The organism is Sorangium sp. So ce426 (assembly GCF_051475585.1).
Classification (GTDB): domain Bacteria; phylum Myxococcota_A; class Polyangia; order Polyangiales; family Polyangiaceae; genus Sorangium; species Sorangium cellulosum_B.
Window position 1 is genome coordinate 12753019 of the sequence record NZ_CP150341.1, and the last position, 16009, is coordinate 12769027.

At 71.1% G+C, this 16009-nt stretch carries 10 protein-coding genes; 4 read left to right on the forward strand and 6 right to left on the reverse strand.

The genetic code is table 11. From position 1 onward, the window contains the following. Positions 1-137 precede the first annotated feature (137 nt). The 5 genes from WMF44_RS47955 to WMF44_RS47975 all read right to left on the reverse strand — a co-directional run bounded on the left by WMF44_RS47955 (position 138) and on the right by WMF44_RS47975 (position 3812). A complete protein-coding gene (locus WMF44_RS47955; RefSeq protein WP_437296745.1) occupies positions 138-635 on the reverse strand; it encodes a hypothetical protein in 498 nt (165 codons plus the stop codon). Between the two features lie 4 nt (positions 636-639). After that, the gene (locus WMF44_RS47960; protein WP_437296746.1) at positions 640-1155 is read right to left on the reverse strand and encodes a hypothetical protein; all 516 of its coding nucleotides are present in this window, start codon (positions 1153-1155) and stop codon (positions 640-642) included. 16 nt (positions 1156-1171) lie between these two features. Beyond that, positions 1172-1897: a hypothetical protein gene (locus WMF44_RS47965; RefSeq protein ID WP_437296747.1), complete on the reverse strand. Its 726-nt coding sequence runs from the start codon at positions 1895-1897 to the stop codon at positions 1172-1174. Positions 1898-2041: 144 nt separating this feature from the next. After that, entirely contained in the window at positions 2042-3106 is a 1065-nt protein-coding gene (locus WMF44_RS47970) for a DMT family transporter (protein ID WP_437296748.1), read from the reverse strand. Positions 3107-3167: 61 nt separating this feature from the next. After that, positions 3168-3812: a DUF4291 domain-containing protein gene (locus WMF44_RS47975; protein WP_437296749.1), complete on the reverse strand. Its 645-nt coding sequence runs from the start codon at positions 3810-3812 to the stop codon at positions 3168-3170. Positions 3813-4085: 273 nt separating this feature from the next. On the opposite strand from WMF44_RS47975, the gene WMF44_RS47980 reads away from it, so the two are divergent. The 3 genes from WMF44_RS47980 to WMF44_RS47990 all read left to right on the forward strand — a co-directional run bounded on the left by WMF44_RS47980 (position 4086) and on the right by WMF44_RS47990 (position 11591). After that, a complete protein-coding gene (locus tag WMF44_RS47980; RefSeq protein WP_437296750.1) occupies positions 4086-6278 on the forward strand; it encodes a beta-propeller domain-containing protein in 2193 nt (730 codons plus the stop codon). 38 nt (positions 6279-6316) lie between these two features. Next, positions 6317-7246 (forward strand): phosphatase PAP2 family protein, encoded by a 930-nt coding sequence (locus WMF44_RS47985; protein WP_437296751.1) that lies wholly within the window; start codon positions 6317-6319, stop codon positions 7244-7246. Positions 7247-7700: 454 nt separating this feature from the next. Continuing rightward, entirely contained in the window at positions 7701-11591 is a 3891-nt protein-coding gene (locus tag WMF44_RS47990; RefSeq protein ID WP_437301692.1) for a DUF4215 domain-containing protein, read from the forward strand. 214 nt (positions 11592-11805) lie between these two features. On the opposite strand, the gene WMF44_RS47995 is transcribed toward WMF44_RS47990, so the two are convergent. Then, complete coding sequence (locus WMF44_RS47995) at positions 11806-13581, reverse strand: ATP-binding protein (RefSeq protein ID WP_437296752.1); 1776 nt, start codon at positions 13579-13581, stop codon at positions 11806-11808. 417 nt (positions 13582-13998) lie between these two features. On the opposite strand from WMF44_RS47995, the gene WMF44_RS48000 reads away from it, so the two are divergent. Then, positions 13999-15987 (forward strand): methyl-accepting chemotaxis protein, encoded by a 1989-nt coding sequence (locus tag WMF44_RS48000; RefSeq protein ID WP_437296753.1) that lies wholly within the window; start codon positions 13999-14001, stop codon positions 15985-15987. Positions 15988-16009: the final 22 nt, after the last annotated feature.

Below are 16009 nucleotides of genomic sequence, written 5' to 3' on the forward strand. Positions count from 1 at the left end.
CGCGCGCTCGCGTCGCGCGGAACGCGGAACGCGCCGTGGTCGAGGTTACCCGTCAGTCGTGATCCCCCTTCTTCCGGCGGCTCCTCACGCGGCCGATGGGGGAGCGCGCCCGACCGCGCTGACGGCCGCCCTCGCGCTCACTCGTAGTCGCGCCGCAGCTCTTCGTAGAACGCGTCGCTCATGAGGTAGTCGGCCCACCACTGCTCGACCGGCGTCACGCCCCGGCGCTGCTGGAAGAGCACCAGATCGTCCAGCTCGCCGTCGTACCAGCCCCACAGAAACCGGGCTCGCAGCACGTCCACGTTTCGCATGCGGAGCTCGGCCACCGCGTCCTCGAGCGACTCGTCGTCGAACTCGTCGACCAGCGCCTCCGCCTCGTCGATGATCTCGCCGAGGTAGGCCAGCCCCTTCTTGGTGAGCTCGAACCGCGCCTTGCGGCGGTTGACCTCGACGAGGTCCGCGTTCACGAGCTCCTGCAGGACGTCCTCCAGCGGGCTCAGCTCGGACGGGAGCACGAGGGGCATCTCCATGCCTCCATCGGCGGGCTTCAGGTCCATCTTCTTCAGCACGTAGATGCCGGCATAGACCAGCTTCTGCTCGCGCGACACGATCGGCTGTTTGCGTCCTTCGAACATCGTCTCACTCCGCGATGCGCCAGGCCTCCGCCTCGAGGCGGATGTGCCGGCGACCGTCTGCGTCGGTGTCGAGCCACGCGTCGACGTCGCCGTCGGCATAATACACGGGTGTGCGCCCCGCCGCCTCCGGCCGCCGGATGCGCGCGGCGTGGGGGTTGCACATGGCGAGCACGATGGCGCGCTCGCCCGAGTGCGCGGCCGGCAGCCAGCGCTCGAGGAACGCCGACAGGAGCACGGTCACCGAGTAGTCCTCGGCGACCTCCTCGACGAAGAACTCGAGCTCCACGTCGTCGGACAGCACCTCCGGCTCGTCCGCGGAGTGCACCGCCACGACCAGCGCGTCGGTCACCAGGAGCGGCCCGCGACCCGCGCGGCCATCCAGCCAGAGCGCGTCCACCCGGCACCAGCCGAACTGCGTGGACTCCACGTCCGGCTCGTCGCGGTGATGTTCGAGGTTCAGCAGCTCCAGCGCGGGACGGCAGCGGAACGGGAGCTCGGAGATGCTTCGCAGGGGCTGCATCGCGGCCGGCGCGCGGCTACGCGACCAGGCGCTCGGGCCTGCGGCCGCGCTCGCTGCGGCGGACGCCGAAGCGCGAGCCGGCGCCGGACTTGCCGCTGCCGAAGCGGCTGCCGCCAGCGTTGTTGTAGCGCCGCCCTGTCTGCGACGACTTGCTGCTGTCGACGCTGGACGGGTTCGAGGCGCGGTAGGCGTCGCGCTGGGATCGCAGATCGGGCGCGCGGCCGGGCGGCGTGGTGTACGGCTGCGTGTACACCGGCACGTAGTTCGGGCGCAGCGCCGACGACACCATGGCGCCGAGGAGCATGCCCGACGCCAGGCTCATCACCGGCGAGTGGTAGTACCCGTAGGGGCCGAACCCGGACGTCTGGATCTGCGCGGCGCCTTCGCCCGAGACGTCACGGCGGATCGTGAACACCTTCTCGGGGTCCTGCACGCCGCCGTCGCTGTTCTTGTCGAAGAACCCGGTGACGACCTGCGTCTTGGCGTCCAGGTCCTGCACGGCGACGCTGATGACCTCGCTCCCCTGGTAGATCTCGTTGACGCGCCGCTCGAAGTCCTCGGGCCCCTCGGCCGCCTTGAAGGCTTCGTTGACCTTGTCGAAGTCGAGCTCGACGGTGGTATTCTCGGTGGTCGCCCAGCGCTCCTTGGACCGCCCGCCGCTGCCGCTGGAATCGCAGCCGGCGGTCGCGAGGGCGAGGGCTGTCAGGAGCACGACGGGCAGGGTGGTGGTCTTCGTCATCATCTGGAGGGATCTGTCTGGTGCTGCTGGAGGATTCTGTCAAGCAGGCGCCGAGCCCAGCACCGGGAGCCCGCAGGCGCCGGAAGAGAACCTGCGCACGAGGGGGCGCCGCGCAAGATACGCAAGATCATGGAGGGCGCGGCAAAATCATGGAGGGCGCGACGCGTCAGCGCGCGCCGGCCGGAGCGGCCCCTGGGGCCGCAGGGCGGCGGCAGCTCGGCCGAGCGCAGCCGCTCGGGCAGGGGTCGGGCCGCCGAGCGCGGGGGATTCAGGTCGTCTTCGGCTTGTGGGTGGCGAAGAAGAGGCCCGGCAAGACGAGCGCCGCGCCGAGCCAGTGGTAGAGGGCAAACGCCTCGCCGAGGAGCAGCCACGCCAGCACGGCGGTATAGACCGGTGAGAGGCGGTATAGACCGGTGAGAGGTAGAGCAGCAGGCCAGTGCGGCTGGGGCCGAGATGCTCGGTGATATAGCTGTACGTGGCATAGGCGCCGACGCCCGGCACCAGGACCAGCGTCAGCACGGTGGCGATGGTGCGCAGGTCGAAATGCGGCGCGCCGCGGCTGGCCAGCTCCCAGCCGAGCAGCGGCACAAGGAGGATCGCCCCGGCCAGCGCGATCGCGGTGAGCCGCGCCTGGACCCCCAGCGGATCGGGCCATCGCTTCAGCAGCACCGTGTAAAGCGCCCAGGAGATCGCGGCGCCGAGGATCATCAGGTCACCGGTGCTGAAGCTGAGCGAAAGCAGCGCCGCCGGGTCGCCGCGCAGCACGATGACCAGCACGCCGGTCAGCGCCAGCGCGGCGCCCAGGCCCTGGCGCCGGCTGAGCCGCTCTCCGAACATGGCCCGTGACAGCAGGATGATGATCACCGGCGAGACAGCGTAAATCAGGCCGATGTTGGTGGCCGTGGTGGTGGCGGCGCCGTGATAGACGCCGGCGCCGCAGATGCCCATGCCCAGCAGGCCGAGCAGGGCATATCGGGCCCAGTCGCGCCGCAGCGCGGCGCGGGCGCGCCACAGCTCGCGGCCGCAGAAGGGGAGCAGCACCAGCACGACGCCCGTCCAGCGCAGCTCCGCCAGCGCCACCGGCGGGATGAAATCGGCCGTGGCGCGGGCCAGCAGCATGTTGGCGGTGAACAGCGCCGGGGTGACGAACAGCAGGACCTGGGCGGTGCGCCGCTGGCGGGACTCGGCAAAGCCGAGAGAGCTGGAAGCCATTGGCGCCGACAGTAGGGGAGCGCCGCTACCCTGGCCAGGGCTCGTCGTCCCGCTGCGCCCCTCAGCGCTCTATCCCAACCCGCCTCGCTGCCTCCGCCGCTGTCGGCCAATACACCTCTTCCCGCGGGATCTCGAGCTCTCCGACACCCCGGCCGCGCAGCACCTCCCTCTGCTCCGCCACGAGCGCCGAGATGTCCTCCACGCCCACCGTCCACTCCTCGGCGAACCGCCGCAGCGTCGCGCCCCGCAGGCCGAGCTGGATCGCCCGCCGCGCGACCGGCGCGCCCGACGGATGGTGGTCCGGATCCCACTGGAGCCGCACGTCCGAGCGCTGGAGATCGCTCTTCCACGCCTCCTCGCTCGGGTAGAGCTCGGGCACGAAGCCCGACGGCACCGCGGCCGCCAGGATCGCGTCGAACCCCGCGCGCTGGATGCGGATGGCCAGCACCGCCTCCTGGTCGGGCTTCATACCCCAGCCCGAGCGGAACATCATCCAGAGAAAGTTCGGCTTGATCCAGCTCATGCGGCCAAAGCTGAACTCCGGCCCTCCGAGCCGCTGGTGCAGGGCCGCGTGGCGCGCGATCGACGGGCGGTACGCCTGATAGACCACGATGGTCTCGGCGTCGAACTGCGCGAGGATGTGGCGTCCTGCCGAGGGCCAACGGGCGGCCTGCGCAGAATACGACTCGAGCTCCAGCTTCTTCATCACGCCTGCATCACTCCCTCCTCGTGCTCTCCTCGACCCACCGTGCCTCGTCCGAGCCGCAGTGTCACCGCGGCGCTCCTCTTGCTCCTCACTTCCTCCTGGGCCCTCTGGCGCCTGCGCGCCGACTCAATCAGGTATCAGGCGCAGTTTGTGCCGGCATGTGCCAGGGGGTGTACGCCGTATCTACCCGTAATTGCTGACGAAATGTCTCGGCATGCCGAGTGCTTCTCCTGAGGCCATCGATCCGAACGACAGACGGACACGGAGACTCACATGCGATCATTCTACAGGGGTTGTACGCTTGTTTCTCTGCTGGCGCTAGGCGCCGGCTTCGCCGCCTGCTCGCACGGGAGCGGATCGGGCGGGCCCGCGCAGACGGGCCTGGCGCAGAGCGCCCTCACGCCCGCGACGAGCTGCGACGATGTCGAGGCGCTGCTCCGCGAACGGCTGAAGCAGAACATGATCAAGTCGGTCGACGTGGCGCGGAAGTCCGCCCTGCAGCAGCTCGAGGCGGGGTGCTACTGGTTCGGAGCGGACGGCGGGGTCGTCGCATCCGCCTCCTCCGGCTCCTCCTCCTCCACGGGAGGGCCCGTCTCGCCGCCGGCCGAGGAGTCAGGGGGCGGGGGTGTCGACGACGGGGCCGCCACGGAGTACTCGACGACGAACACGCAGGAAGCGGACGTCGACGAGGCCGACTTCATCAAGAACGACGGAGAGAACGTCTATATCCTGGCCCACGGGCAATTCCAGATCTTCGACGCGTGGCCCGCAGCCGACATCCACCGCGTCGCGTCGGTCGCGATCGAGGGGGAGCCGAAGAAGCTCTTCGTCCACGAGAAGCGCGCCCTCGTGTACTCGTCGCTGTCCCCGTCCTCGTCGCCTGACGGCGAGCTCCCTTATACCAGGGGTGAATGCACGTACGGATACGATTGCGAGTTCACGGGCGACGGCACGCCGCTCCTGGTCACCGAGCTCGACATCAGCGATCTCACGGCGCCGACCGTCGTGCGGACGCTGAAGTTCTCCGGATCGTTCCTCAACGCCCGGCGCATCGGGAGCGCCGTGCACACGGTCGTGGCCTCCCCCGAGCCGGTGGTGGAGGGACTCTCTACCTGGCCAGAGGGCATCGATGTCTGCACCCTGTCCGCGCAGGGGGTCAACCCGTCCACGGTGGCCGCCGTCAACAGCGCGTACGACAAGCTCGTGGAGAAGAACCTTGCCGTGATCGACGCGGCCCCGCTCGACATCCAGCTGCCCACCGTGGAGGACACGCTGTACCGGGACGGCGTGGCCTCGACGAGCAGCCACGCCCCGTTCGCGAGCTGCGAGAACTTCTACCTGTCGAACACGGGCGACGGGCAGAGCTTCCTCTCGGTCGTCTCGACAGAGCTCGGCGCCGAGGCGCTCGGCCAGACCACGATCGTGGGCAGGCCCGGCGCCGTCTACGCGACAGCGGACTCGCTCTACGTGGCGAGCCGGCACCAGTACGGCGAGACGTACGGCTGGTTCTACGACGACGGCGAGACGACGCCCGACGCGACGACCGTCCACAAGTTCGCGCTGAGCGAGCGCGCGGCGCCGAGCGCGTACCTGGGGAGCGGCGTCGTGAAGGGGCGCGTGCTCAACCAGTTCGCCCTCAGCGAGCACGAGGGGTATCTCCGCATCGCGACCACCACCGGGCACCTGCCCGACCCGGACACGCACAACACCGTCGCGTCGCTGAAGCAGGAGGGCGGCGCGCTCGTGGTCAAAGGGATGGTGGACCAGCTCGCGCCCGGCGAGGACATCCGATCCGCCCGCTTCTACGGCGACGTCGGGTTCGTCGTGACCTTCAAGAAGACCGACCCGCTCTACACCATCGACTTCTCGGACCCCGAGGCGCCGAGGGTGCGCGGCGAGCTGAAGATCCCCGGCTTCTCGACCTACATGCACAGGATCGACGAGGGGCACGTCATGAGCATCGGCTACGACGCCGACGACCAGGGCGACTTCGCGTGGTTCCAGGGGATCCTGCTCCAGATTTTCGACGTCACGGACCTCGACGCGCCGACGCTCACACACAAGGAGGTGATCGGGACGCGCGGCTCCGCGAGCGACGCCGCGACCAACCACCTCGCGTTCAACTACTTCACCCAGCGGGGGTTGCTCGGGATCCCCATGGTGATCTGCGAGGGCGGGAGCGGCGGCGACTTCGGCGACACGATGACGTTCAGCGGGCTGCTCGTCTACAAGGTGGATACCGGCGCGGGCTTCACGTCCGTCGGGGGCGTGCCCCACCCGCTGCCCGAGGCGAGCGCGGGCGGGAGCGGCGCGAGCTGCGGGAGCTGGTGGAGCAACGCGACGTCGTTCGTGAAGCGGAGCGTCTTCATGGAGGATCACGTCTACTCCGTCTCCGAGGACGAGATCCGGGTCGCCAACATCAGCGATCTCGCGACGCCGGAAGCCGTCGTGTCGCTCGTCCCCTGAGCGAGAGCCGCGGCGCGGCCGCGTGCTAGAGCTCCGCCATGGAAGCGCTGGACCTCCCCGCCGAGCAGCTGGCCTCGGCGGTCGGCGCGCGGCCCTTTCTGCTGCTCGCGCTGCTCTTGATCGGAACGGTGGGGGTGCTCCTCGGGCTCGTCGCCGTCGCGCGCTTCTCCGACCGCCACGCGCGGGCGCTGTGGGCGTGGGCCGTCCGGGCCTACGCCGCGGCGGCCGCGCACCCGGCCACGCGGCGCCTCTCGGCCCGGTTCCCCGCGGTCGCGCGGGTGCTGCGCGAGCTCTCCGCGGCCGAGTACCTCGTGATCCACCTCGGCCTCGGGCTGGCGCTCAGCATGGCCGCGCTCGTGTTCGTCGCGCTCGCGGAGGGGGTGCGCGAGGGCGAGCCGATCGTGGACGTCGATCTCGCGCTCGCGCGCGCGCTCCACGCGTCGTCGAGCCGCGCCGGCGTGGCGGCGCTCCGCGCGTTCACCCTCCTCGGCAGCTTCTGGGCGCTCGCGCTGCTCGCGCTCGTCGTGGCCGCGGCGCTGCTGAGGCGGGGCCGGCGGGTCCTCGCGGTCGGGTGGCTCTTCGCGCTCGCCGGCGGCGGGCTCCTCAACTCCGCGCTCAAGGCCCTGTTCGCCCGGCCGCGGCCGACGTTCGCCGATCCGCTCGCGGTGGCCGCGGGGTGGAGCTTCCCGAGCGGGCACTCGATGGGCACGTTCGTCGCCTTTGGCATGCTCTCGTACCTGGGCCTCCTGCTCCTCCGGACGCTGCGCGCTCGCCTCGTGCTCGTCGCGCTCGCGCTCGGCTGGACCGTGGCGATGGGCTTCAGCCGCATGTACCTCGGCGTGCACTACCTGAGCGACGTGCTCGCGGGGTTCGCCGCAGGCACCGTGTGGCTGGCCGTCTGCATCTCGGGGATCGAGGTCGCGCGGCGCAGGCCAGGTCGGAACGACGGGCAGCCGCTGCCTTCCTGAGACGGCCAGTCGCCGATCGCCGGGTGAGCGGCGGCTGGCCCGCGTACACCTCGCCGCCGCCGCCCTGATCCGCGGCGCGCCCGGCGATGTCAAGATCGAACTCCGGCCGTGCTCGATTCGACATCAAGCCGCGAGCTCGTCGGCAGAAGCCGAGTTGAGTCACGGTGGAAATAGATATTATTGTCGGAATTTGCGCCGAGACCAAGGTGGAGACCAGAGCGCAGCGCCGAGGTGGACGCCTGGGCGCAGAACCACGTCGGCTACCGGCGGTGAGCAGGATGATGAGCAGGACGAAGCGCTGCGCCGAGCACAGCGGCGCCGCCAATTTCGCCTGGAGCCGGGGTGCACTTTTACGATAAAGTGTGTCTAGCGCCGTTTGCTCGGGAAGAGCGCAACGTGCGTTATCGAGGTGGCCGTGGGGTTAAGGACTTCTTATCTGGCTTTGGCGGTGGGATTGCTTCAGATCACGGTCGCTTGCGGCGGGGGCGGCGCGACCACGAGCGATGCGACCGGCTCCGGGAGCGGCGCGAGCTCCGGCGGCGGCGCGCCTGGCGTGGGCGGCGCCGGCGGCACCGGGGGTGAGCCCGAGTTCACGGTGGGCAGCGGCATCGGCCTCGGCGGCAACGGCGGCGGCGAGCCGGACCCGTGCGCGGTCGACGATCCGCCCCCCGAGTGCTTCCTGCCTCCCGGCCCCGCCTGCGGAGACGCGGCGCTGAACCAGGCGTCCGAGGCCTGCGACGACGGCAATACGCTGCCGGGCGACGGCTGTTCTGGGCAGTGCCAGATCGAGCCTTACTGGGAGTGTCCGACGGCCGGTCAGCCTTGCGAGCTGACCATCGCGTGCGGCGATGGCGTCGTCGACCCCGGCGAGTTCTGCGACGATGGCAACAACATCGACGGCGACGGCTGCAGCGCCGACTGTTACTACGTCGACCCCTCGTACGTGTGCCCGAAGCCGGGCGAGCCGTGCATCCTGCTCTACGACTGCGGCGACGGCCGCGTGAACGGCTCGGAGGAGTGCGAGGACGGCGACGACCCGCCTGCGTCCGGCGACGGCTGCAGCGCGGACTGCAAGCGCGAGGCGGGGTTCCAGTGCAGCCGGCCCGGTCAGCCGTGCACGCGGCTGCCGGTCTGCGGCAACGGCGCCAAGGAGACTGGCGAGGGGTGCGACGACGGCAACACCGCGAGCGGCGACGGCTGCTCGAGCCTGTGCCGGCAGGAGCCCTATTACAACTGCCCGACCCCCGGATCGCCCTGCGTGCGGCTGATCGAGTGCGGCGACGGCAAGGTGCAGCCGGGCGAGCTCTGCGACGACGGCAACGCCGTGGGCGGCGACGGTTGCTCCGCCGACTGCCAGGTGAAGGACCCGGCGTACGTGTGCCTCGAGCCGGGCGAGCCGTGCATCCCGCTCTACCTGTGCGGCGACGGCCGCGTGAGCGGCAACGAGCAGTGCGACGACGGCGACGACCCGCCGGAGAGCGGCGACGGCTGCACGGCGGACTGCCGGCTCGAGGAGGGCTGGGTCTGCAGGCCCGGCCAGCCCTGCACCGTGAGGACCTTTTGCGGCGACGGCGTTGTGCAGCTCGGCGAGCAGTGCGACGACGGCGGAGGGACGTCCCCTGAGGGCGGCGACGGCTGCACCGCGCAGTGCAAGATCGAGGTCGGCTGGACGTGCCCGCCGGGCGGCGGGCGCTGCACTCCGCCGCCGCCGCCCGTGTGCGGCGACGGCAAGATCGGCGGCACCGAGGTGTGCGATGACGGGCAGAGCCCGCCGGTCAGCGGCGACGGCTGCAGCGCCGATTGCCAGACGATCGAGGACGGGTGGGATTGCTCGCGCGTCGGGTTCCCCTGCAAGACCATCTGCGGCGACGGGCGCAAGCGCGGCGCCGAGCAGTGCGACGACGGCGATCTCGTCTCGGGCGACGGCTGCGACGACACGTGCCGCATCGAGCCCGGGCGGGTGTGCAATAGCGCCGTGCCCCAGGACTGCACGGGTTACTCCGTCTGCGGCAACAACATTCGCGAGGGCACCGAGGCCTGCGACGACGGCAACGGCAACTGGCGCGACGGCTGCACGCCGGACTGCAAGGGCGAGCCGGACTGCAGCGGCGGCGCGTGCGTCTCGAAGTGCGGCGACGGCATGCTCCTGCCCGGCGACACCACCGAGGCGTGCGACGACGGCAACACCGTGAGCGGCGACGGATGCTCCGCGACGTGCACGATCGAGCCGGGCTACACCTGCACCGTTCAGCCCACCGAGATGCGGCTGCCGATGGTCCTCCGCGACTTCATCGGCTGGTGCCCGACCACGTACGACCGCACCGTCAGCAACACGGCGTGCGACAACAACCTGACGGACAGCCTCATCGGGCACTTCGATTTCGAGATCACGCCCAGCAACGCCAGCGGCATTCAGACCGACCGCACGGTCCAGACGACTCTCGACGCCGACGGCAAGCCCGTGAGCAGGTTCGGCCCCGACTTCGTCACGCCGAGCGACGCGAACGGCTGGACCACGGGGCAGAACAACTTCCAGTGGTGGTACCGGGACAACCCGACGTACAACAGGACGCTCGTCACCACCATCGAGCTGCTCCCGGACGCCGGCAGATACGTGTACCAGCGGAACCCGTTCTGGCCCGTGGATCGCACCCAGCCGAACGGCGATCCCGTGCTCGACAACCTGGTCTCCGCCGGGCTGGAGAAGGCGCAGGACCAGGGGCACAACTTCTACTTCACGAGCGAGGTCCGGTACTGGTTCCAGTTCACGCCAAACGGCGCTGCGGCCGATCCGGTGCTCACCTTCTTCGGTGACGACGACGTCTGGGTGTTCATCAAGAACACGCTGACCGCGGACATCGGCGGCATCCACGGGCAGCTCCAGGAGAGCGTGACCATCCTGGACAACGGCGACGCCCGCGTGACCCCCTGCAACCAGAACGTCTGCCCAGCGGACGCCCGCAACCCCTACGAGGTCGACCTGAACCTCGAGCCGGGCAAGGTCTACGAGATCGCGGTGTTCCAGGCCGAGCGCCACGTCACGGGGTCGAACTACCAGCTCACGCTGTCGGGCTTCAGCGCCGGCACGTCGGTGTGCACGCCGCAGTGCGGGGTCGACCCGCCGGTCGTGACGCCGGGCGAGGAGTGCGACGACGGCACCGAGAACGGGACGGGCTACGGCCAGTGCAACGACTGCCAGCTCGGGCCGTACTGCGGCGACGGCCAGAGGAACGGCCCGGAGACCTGCGACAACGGGGTCAACAACAGCGCGTACGCCAACGCCTCGAACGCCTGCGCGCCGGGGTGCGTGGCCCCGCCCCGGTGCGGCGACGGCGCGATCAACGCGCCGTACGAGGCGTGCGACCTCGGCGCCGGCAACACGGCGAACGGCTACGGCGGCTGCTCGATCGAGTGCGAGATCGGGCCGTACTGCGGCGACGGCGCGACGAACGGCCCCGAGCAGTGCGACAACGGCAGCAACGACGGCTTCTACGGCACGTGCAACCCGAACTGCACGCCCGCCCCGCGGTGCGGCGACGGCAACGTCGACGAGGAGTGGGGTGAGGAGTGCGACGACCCGGCCGACCCGAACTGCGTGGGCTGCCAGCTCGGGGCGCTCTGCGGCGACACGGTGGTGCAGGCGAGCTACGGCGAGGAGTGCGACGACGGCGTCAACGACGGCGGCTACGGCGAGTGCGCGCCGATGTGCCTCTACGGCCCGCGCTGCGGCGACGGCGTGGTGCAGCCCGACGAGGAGGACTGCGACCTCGGCGAGGCCGACAACAACGGCGCTTACAACGGGTGCACGCAGCACTGCGCGTACGGGCCGTACTGCGGCGACGCGGCCGTCAACGGCGCTGAGACCTGCGACGACGGCGTGAACGACGGCTTCTACGGCAGCTGCTTCCCCGATTGCACGCCGGCGGCCAAGTGCGGCGACAGCCGCGTCGACGAGGAATGGGGTGAGCAGTGCGATCCCCCGAACGAGGCGACCGGCTGCAGCGAGAACTGCCGCCTCGGCGCCCAGTGCGGCGACTCGGTGGTGCAGGCCAACCTCGGCGAGCAGTGCGACGACGGCGTGAACGACGGCGGCTACGGCGAGTGCGGCCCCAGCTGCCTGTACGGCCCGCGCTGCGGCGACGGCGTGGTCAACGGCCCCGAGCAGTGCGACGACGGGGACGGCAACAACACCGGCGGCTACGGCAAGTGCGCGCCGGGGTGCATCTACGGGCCCTACTGCGGCGACGGCGTGCGGCAGAGCCTGTACGAGGAGTGCGACGACGCGAACAACACGAGCGGCGACGGCTGCAGCTCGGCCTGCAAGACCGACGGCCAACCCCTCTAGAAGAGACGGTCACCCGCTGCGGATCCGGGCCCACCTCGACGTTTTCGGTGCTCAGCGTACAAGAGTACGCTTCCGCGCCGAAAACGCCGATCTGGGCCCGTCTCCTGTGCGGGTGACCGTCGGCGGCGGCGTCGCTCGGGGGAGGGCGGACGAGAGGCGGGAGAGCAGCCTGCGATTCGGCTGACCTGTGCGTGCCGCGCGAGAGCGCGATCGTTCACGAGCGCGGCGCGTCGGGGGGGCGCGGGCGCACCGTGGTGTCGCCCAGCGGCTTCTCCAGGAGAGGGGGGCCCGCGATGGGTAGCCAGATCTCGAAGACAGCACCCCCCTTCTTGGCCTTGCGGTAGGTGATCTCACCGCCGTGCTCGAACACGATCCGCTGCGCGATCGCGAGGCCTAGACCCGTCCCCTTCTCCTTGCTGGTCGCGTAGGGCTCGAACAGGCGCGGCACCATTTCGTCCGCCACGCCCGGGCCGTTGTCGCGCACCACGATCCGCACGCGGTCGTTCGGCAACGGGCCGATCGTCACCGAGACGCGCGGGTCGCGCCGGATGGCGCTCGCGGCGTCCAGCCCGTTCTGGACCAGGTTCGTGAGGACCTGGATCAGCTGATCGCGATCGGCCGAGACCTCCGGGATCGGATCCGCCACGAGCTCGACGCGCGGCGACGACGCACCGGAGGTGGAGGACAACCCCGCGCCGGAGGTCGCCTCGCCCGACGCCGGGGCGGCGTGCAGCGTGACCACCCCGCGCGCGACCGCGACGAGATCGATGGGCGTGAGGTTCGGCGGCGGCAGGCGCGCGAACCGGGTGAACTCGGTCACGATGTTCGCGATCCGGTGCACCTCGTTCAGGACCGTCGACGTCGCCTCCGCGAAGTAGTCGTCGAACGCCGGGTCGTCGCGCTGACGGAGCCGGCGCAGCGTCTCCACCGCCGCGCGGATGGGCGCCAGCGGGTTCTTGATCTCGTGGGCGATCTGGCGCGCGACCTCGCGCCGCGCGGCGATGCGCTCGGTCGCGGCCAGGCGCTTGCGCATCGCCGCGAGCTCGTCGATGGTCGCGCTGAACGCCGCCGCGAGATCCGCGATCTCCCGCCCCCCGCGCCCCTCCACGCGCCGCGGCGCGCCGCTCATCACCTCGCGCGTCTCGCGGGCCAGCGCCACGAGCGGCCGCGACAGGCTGCGCGCCAGCACGACGGCCATCGCGACGGCGATCGCCAGCACCGTGGCGCCCGTCAGCGCGATCGCGCGATCGAGCCGGACGAGCGCCTGCCTCAGCGGATCGCGCGGGACGGACGCGACGACGTCAAGGCCCGGGATCTCGGCAAAATGCAGGACGCGCACGACCTCCGCCTCGCTGCTCCGAGGGGCGAGCTCCCCCTCCTGCGCCGCCGTGAGGCGCACATGGTACGCCTCGCCGATCCGCGCGAGGACCGGACCGATCCGCCGCGCCCCCACGAGGCCGATGGTCACCCCGTGGCGCGACAGGGCGCAGTGGACCTCCAGCGACGGCTCGCCGCCCGCCTTCGCCAGCCGGAGCCGCGGCGCGCCCCCGGGGGCCTGGATCAGCTCCGCGAGCCGCCTGTCGCGCGCGCCGGTGCGCGCGGCGTCCTCGGCCCCGAGGACGCTCCCGTCGCCCGCCACGAGCGACAGCTCGTCGAGGCGCAGCGCCTTGGCCTGGCTCGGGACCAGCCGCGCGAGGGCGATGCGGCTCCCCGGGTCCATCGCGTCCGGGTCGCCCTTGGCGCGCTCCAGCTCGACATGGGCCTTGTCGACGAACGTGTCGTGCCGGCAGAGCGGCGGCAGGAGGTCGCGCAGCGCGTCGGCCTCCCACGCGAGCTGCTGCCGGACGCCTGCATGCGCCGCGTCGATCCGCTCGGCGAAGCCGCCCTCGATGATCTCGCGCGACGCCTCGCGGAGGGTCAGCCCGACGAACGCCGTCGCGATGATCGCGACGAGCCCGAAGGCGAGCAGGAGGCGAGCGGCGAGGGACATGGCGGGACGGCCACGCCCGCCCGGCCGGACGGCCGCCGGTACGGCCGGGCGGCCGCCGCGGTCCGCGGCGGTGTTCAGGGTCGGTGCGGTCGAACCTAGAGGAATCGGCGCCGGTGCCGAGCCCCCGCGGCGGGCTCCTCCTCCGCCGCAACCTCCGTGCATACGCCATCGGGTCGAGATCGTCCAAGTTCATCGCGTTTCCCCCAACCGCGCGGGCCCGTCCCCTGCGCCTCTGCCCAGGAGATCTCGGTTCGCGGCTCGCCTGCCCGCGGTAGCTCGCCGCAGCTTGCCGCGCCTCTGCCGCGCGCTCTCCTTGCACCGGGGGGCACTCGCCTCTTACGCTCGGTCGTCCTTCGGGGTCGCCCTTGGCGCGCCGGCCAGCGCGCGCCGCAGCTCGACCGCGCTGGAACGCACGAAATGAACGCCAAGCAGCTCTCCATCCCCATCGCCGCCATCCTCGCGCTCATCGGCCTCGGGCTGAGCTTCGCGTCGAGGTCGCTGGCGGAGTTCTCGGGCCAGCTGTTCATGGTCTTCGGCTTCTCCGCGGCGGGGGCGGTGCTGTACGCGAGCCTCGGAGCCAAGGGCGGCGTCCCCCTGGGAGGCCTGCGCGACGCGCTCCGCGGCGCCGCCCGGGGCAAGCGGCCCAAGCTCCCCGAGGGCGCCCCCGCCGACGTCGCCGAGACCTACGAGCAGATCGCCGACATCGCCGGCCGCCAGCTCGAGCTCGCGGAGGAGCGCCACGCGCTCGCCGAGGAGCGCGACAAGCTCGCGAGGGAGCGCGACGGCCTGAGCCGGGACCGCGACGGCATCGCGAAGGAGCGCGACACCCTCGAGCGGGAGCGGGACAACCTGAGCCGGGAGCGCGACGGGCTCGCGAAGGAGCGCGACACCCTCGAGCGGGAGTGCTCGACGCTCACCCGCAAGGTGAACGATCTCGCGCAGCGCGGCCCCGACATCGACGTCGACGCGCTCGTGGACGCCGTGCTCCGCGCCACCGCCGGCGAGCGGGTGCGCGTCCCGCCGGGCTCGTCGCCCGAGCTGTCGCGCCTCTACTCGGAGCTCAGCGGCATCGCGGAGCGGATCACCCAGGCGGAGCTGCGCGACAAGCAGCGCCGCTCGGAGCTGGCGCAGGCCACCGTGCTCCTCGACGAGCTCTTGCCCAAGCTCAGCGACGGCGTGAGCAGCGTCATGCACGCGAGCGAGCAGGCGACCGTGTACATCCGCGAGATGACGACCGCCCTCGCCAACATCGCGCAGTCGGTCGAGTCGCTCGCGTCGAGCGCGGAGGAGTCGAGCTCGAGCATCCTCGAGATGACGGCCACGAACGAGGAGGTCGCCGAGAACGTCGGCGAGCTCGGGTCGAGCGTGCGCGAGACGGTCTCCTCGATCGAGGAGATGGCCTACTCCATCCGCGAGGTCGCGAAGAACGTCGACGCCCTGGCGCTGACGGCCGAGGAGACGAGCTCCTCGATGAACCAGATGGACGTCTCGATCGACCAGGTCCAGTCGAACGCGAACGAGACGGCCCGGCTCTCGGAGGAGGTGGCGACCGACGCCGAGAAGGGCGCCGAGGCGATCCTGAAGACGATCGGCGAGATCTACCGCATCAAGGAGTCGAGCCAGGAGGCCGTGGCGGTCATCTCGAACCTCGGCTTCCGCATCGAGGCGATCGGGCAGATCCTCGCCGTCATCGACGACGTCGCCGAGCAGACGAACCTCCTCGCCCTGAACGCCGCGATCATCGCGGCCCAGGCCGGCGAGCACGGCAAGGGCTTCGCCGTCGTCGCCGACGAGATCAAGGACCTCGCCGAGCGCGCCGGCGGCAGCACGAAGGAGATCGCCGAGCTCATCAAGACCATCCAGTCCGAGTCGAAGAACGCGATCGCCGCCGTCGAGCGCGGCGCCCACAACGTCGACCGCGGCGTCGAGGTCTCGAACGAGGCCGAGCGGGCCCTCAAGAAGATCCTCGAGAGCTCGCAGAAGTCGACCAACATGGTGCGCGCGATCGCCCGCGCCACGGTCGAGCAGGCCAAGGGGTCGAAGCAGGTCACGGACGCGATCGGGCGCATCGCCGAGACGGTGCAGCAGATCGCCGCCGCCACGGCGGAGCAGGCGCGCGGCTCGGAGCTCATCATGAAGAGCGCCGAGAAGATGCGGACCATCACGCAGCACGTGGAGCGGTCGAGCCAGGAGCAGGCGCGCGGCGGCCGCCAGATCACGAGCGCGATCGAGCAGATCTCGCACGGGGTCAACAGCCTCAACATCTCGCACCGCAGCCAGACGCGCGGCGGCGAGCAGCTCGTCGAGGCCGGCAAGCGCATCGAGGAGGCGGCGCGGCAGCAGGACCAGGCGGTGCGCCAGCTCCTCAGCGCCACCGAGCGGATGCGCCGTACGGCGGCGATTTGAGGCCGAGCCGCCCCCTCGCGCG

What these genes read in the sequence shown, in the direction of transcription:
- WMF44_RS47955 (WP_437296745.1), bottom strand. Translation starts at nt 635, where the DNA reads ATGTTCGAAGGACGCAAACAGCCGATCGTGTCGCGCGAGCAGAAGCTG.
- WMF44_RS47960 (WP_437296746.1), bottom strand. Translation starts at nt 1,155, where the DNA reads ATGCAGCCCCTGCGAAGCATCTCCGAGCTCCCGTTCCGCTGCCGTCCC.
- WMF44_RS47965 (WP_437296747.1), bottom strand. Translation starts at nt 1,897, where the DNA reads ATGATGACGAAGACCACCACCCTGCCCGTCGTGCTCCTGACAGCCCTC.
- WMF44_RS47970 (WP_437296748.1), bottom strand. Translation starts at nt 3,106, where the DNA reads ATGGCTTCCAGCTCTCTCGGCTTTGCCGAGTCCCGCCAGCGGCGCACC.
- WMF44_RS47975 (WP_437296749.1), bottom strand. Translation starts at nt 3,812, where the DNA reads ATGAAGAAGCTGGAGCTCGAGTCGTATTCTGCGCAGGCCGCCCGTTGG.
- WMF44_RS47980 (WP_437296750.1), top strand. Translation starts at nt 4,086, where the DNA reads ATGCGATCATTCTACAGGGGTTGTACGCTTGTTTCTCTGCTGGCGCTA.
- WMF44_RS47985 (WP_437296751.1), top strand. Translation starts at nt 6,317, where the DNA reads ATGGAAGCGCTGGACCTCCCCGCCGAGCAGCTGGCCTCGGCGGTCGGC.
- WMF44_RS47995 (WP_437296752.1), bottom strand. Translation starts at nt 13,581, where the DNA reads ATGTCCCTCGCCGCTCGCCTCCTGCTCGCCTTCGGGCTCGTCGCGATC.
- WMF44_RS48000 (WP_437296753.1), top strand. Translation starts at nt 13,999, where the DNA reads ATGAACGCCAAGCAGCTCTCCATCCCCATCGCCGCCATCCTCGCGCTC.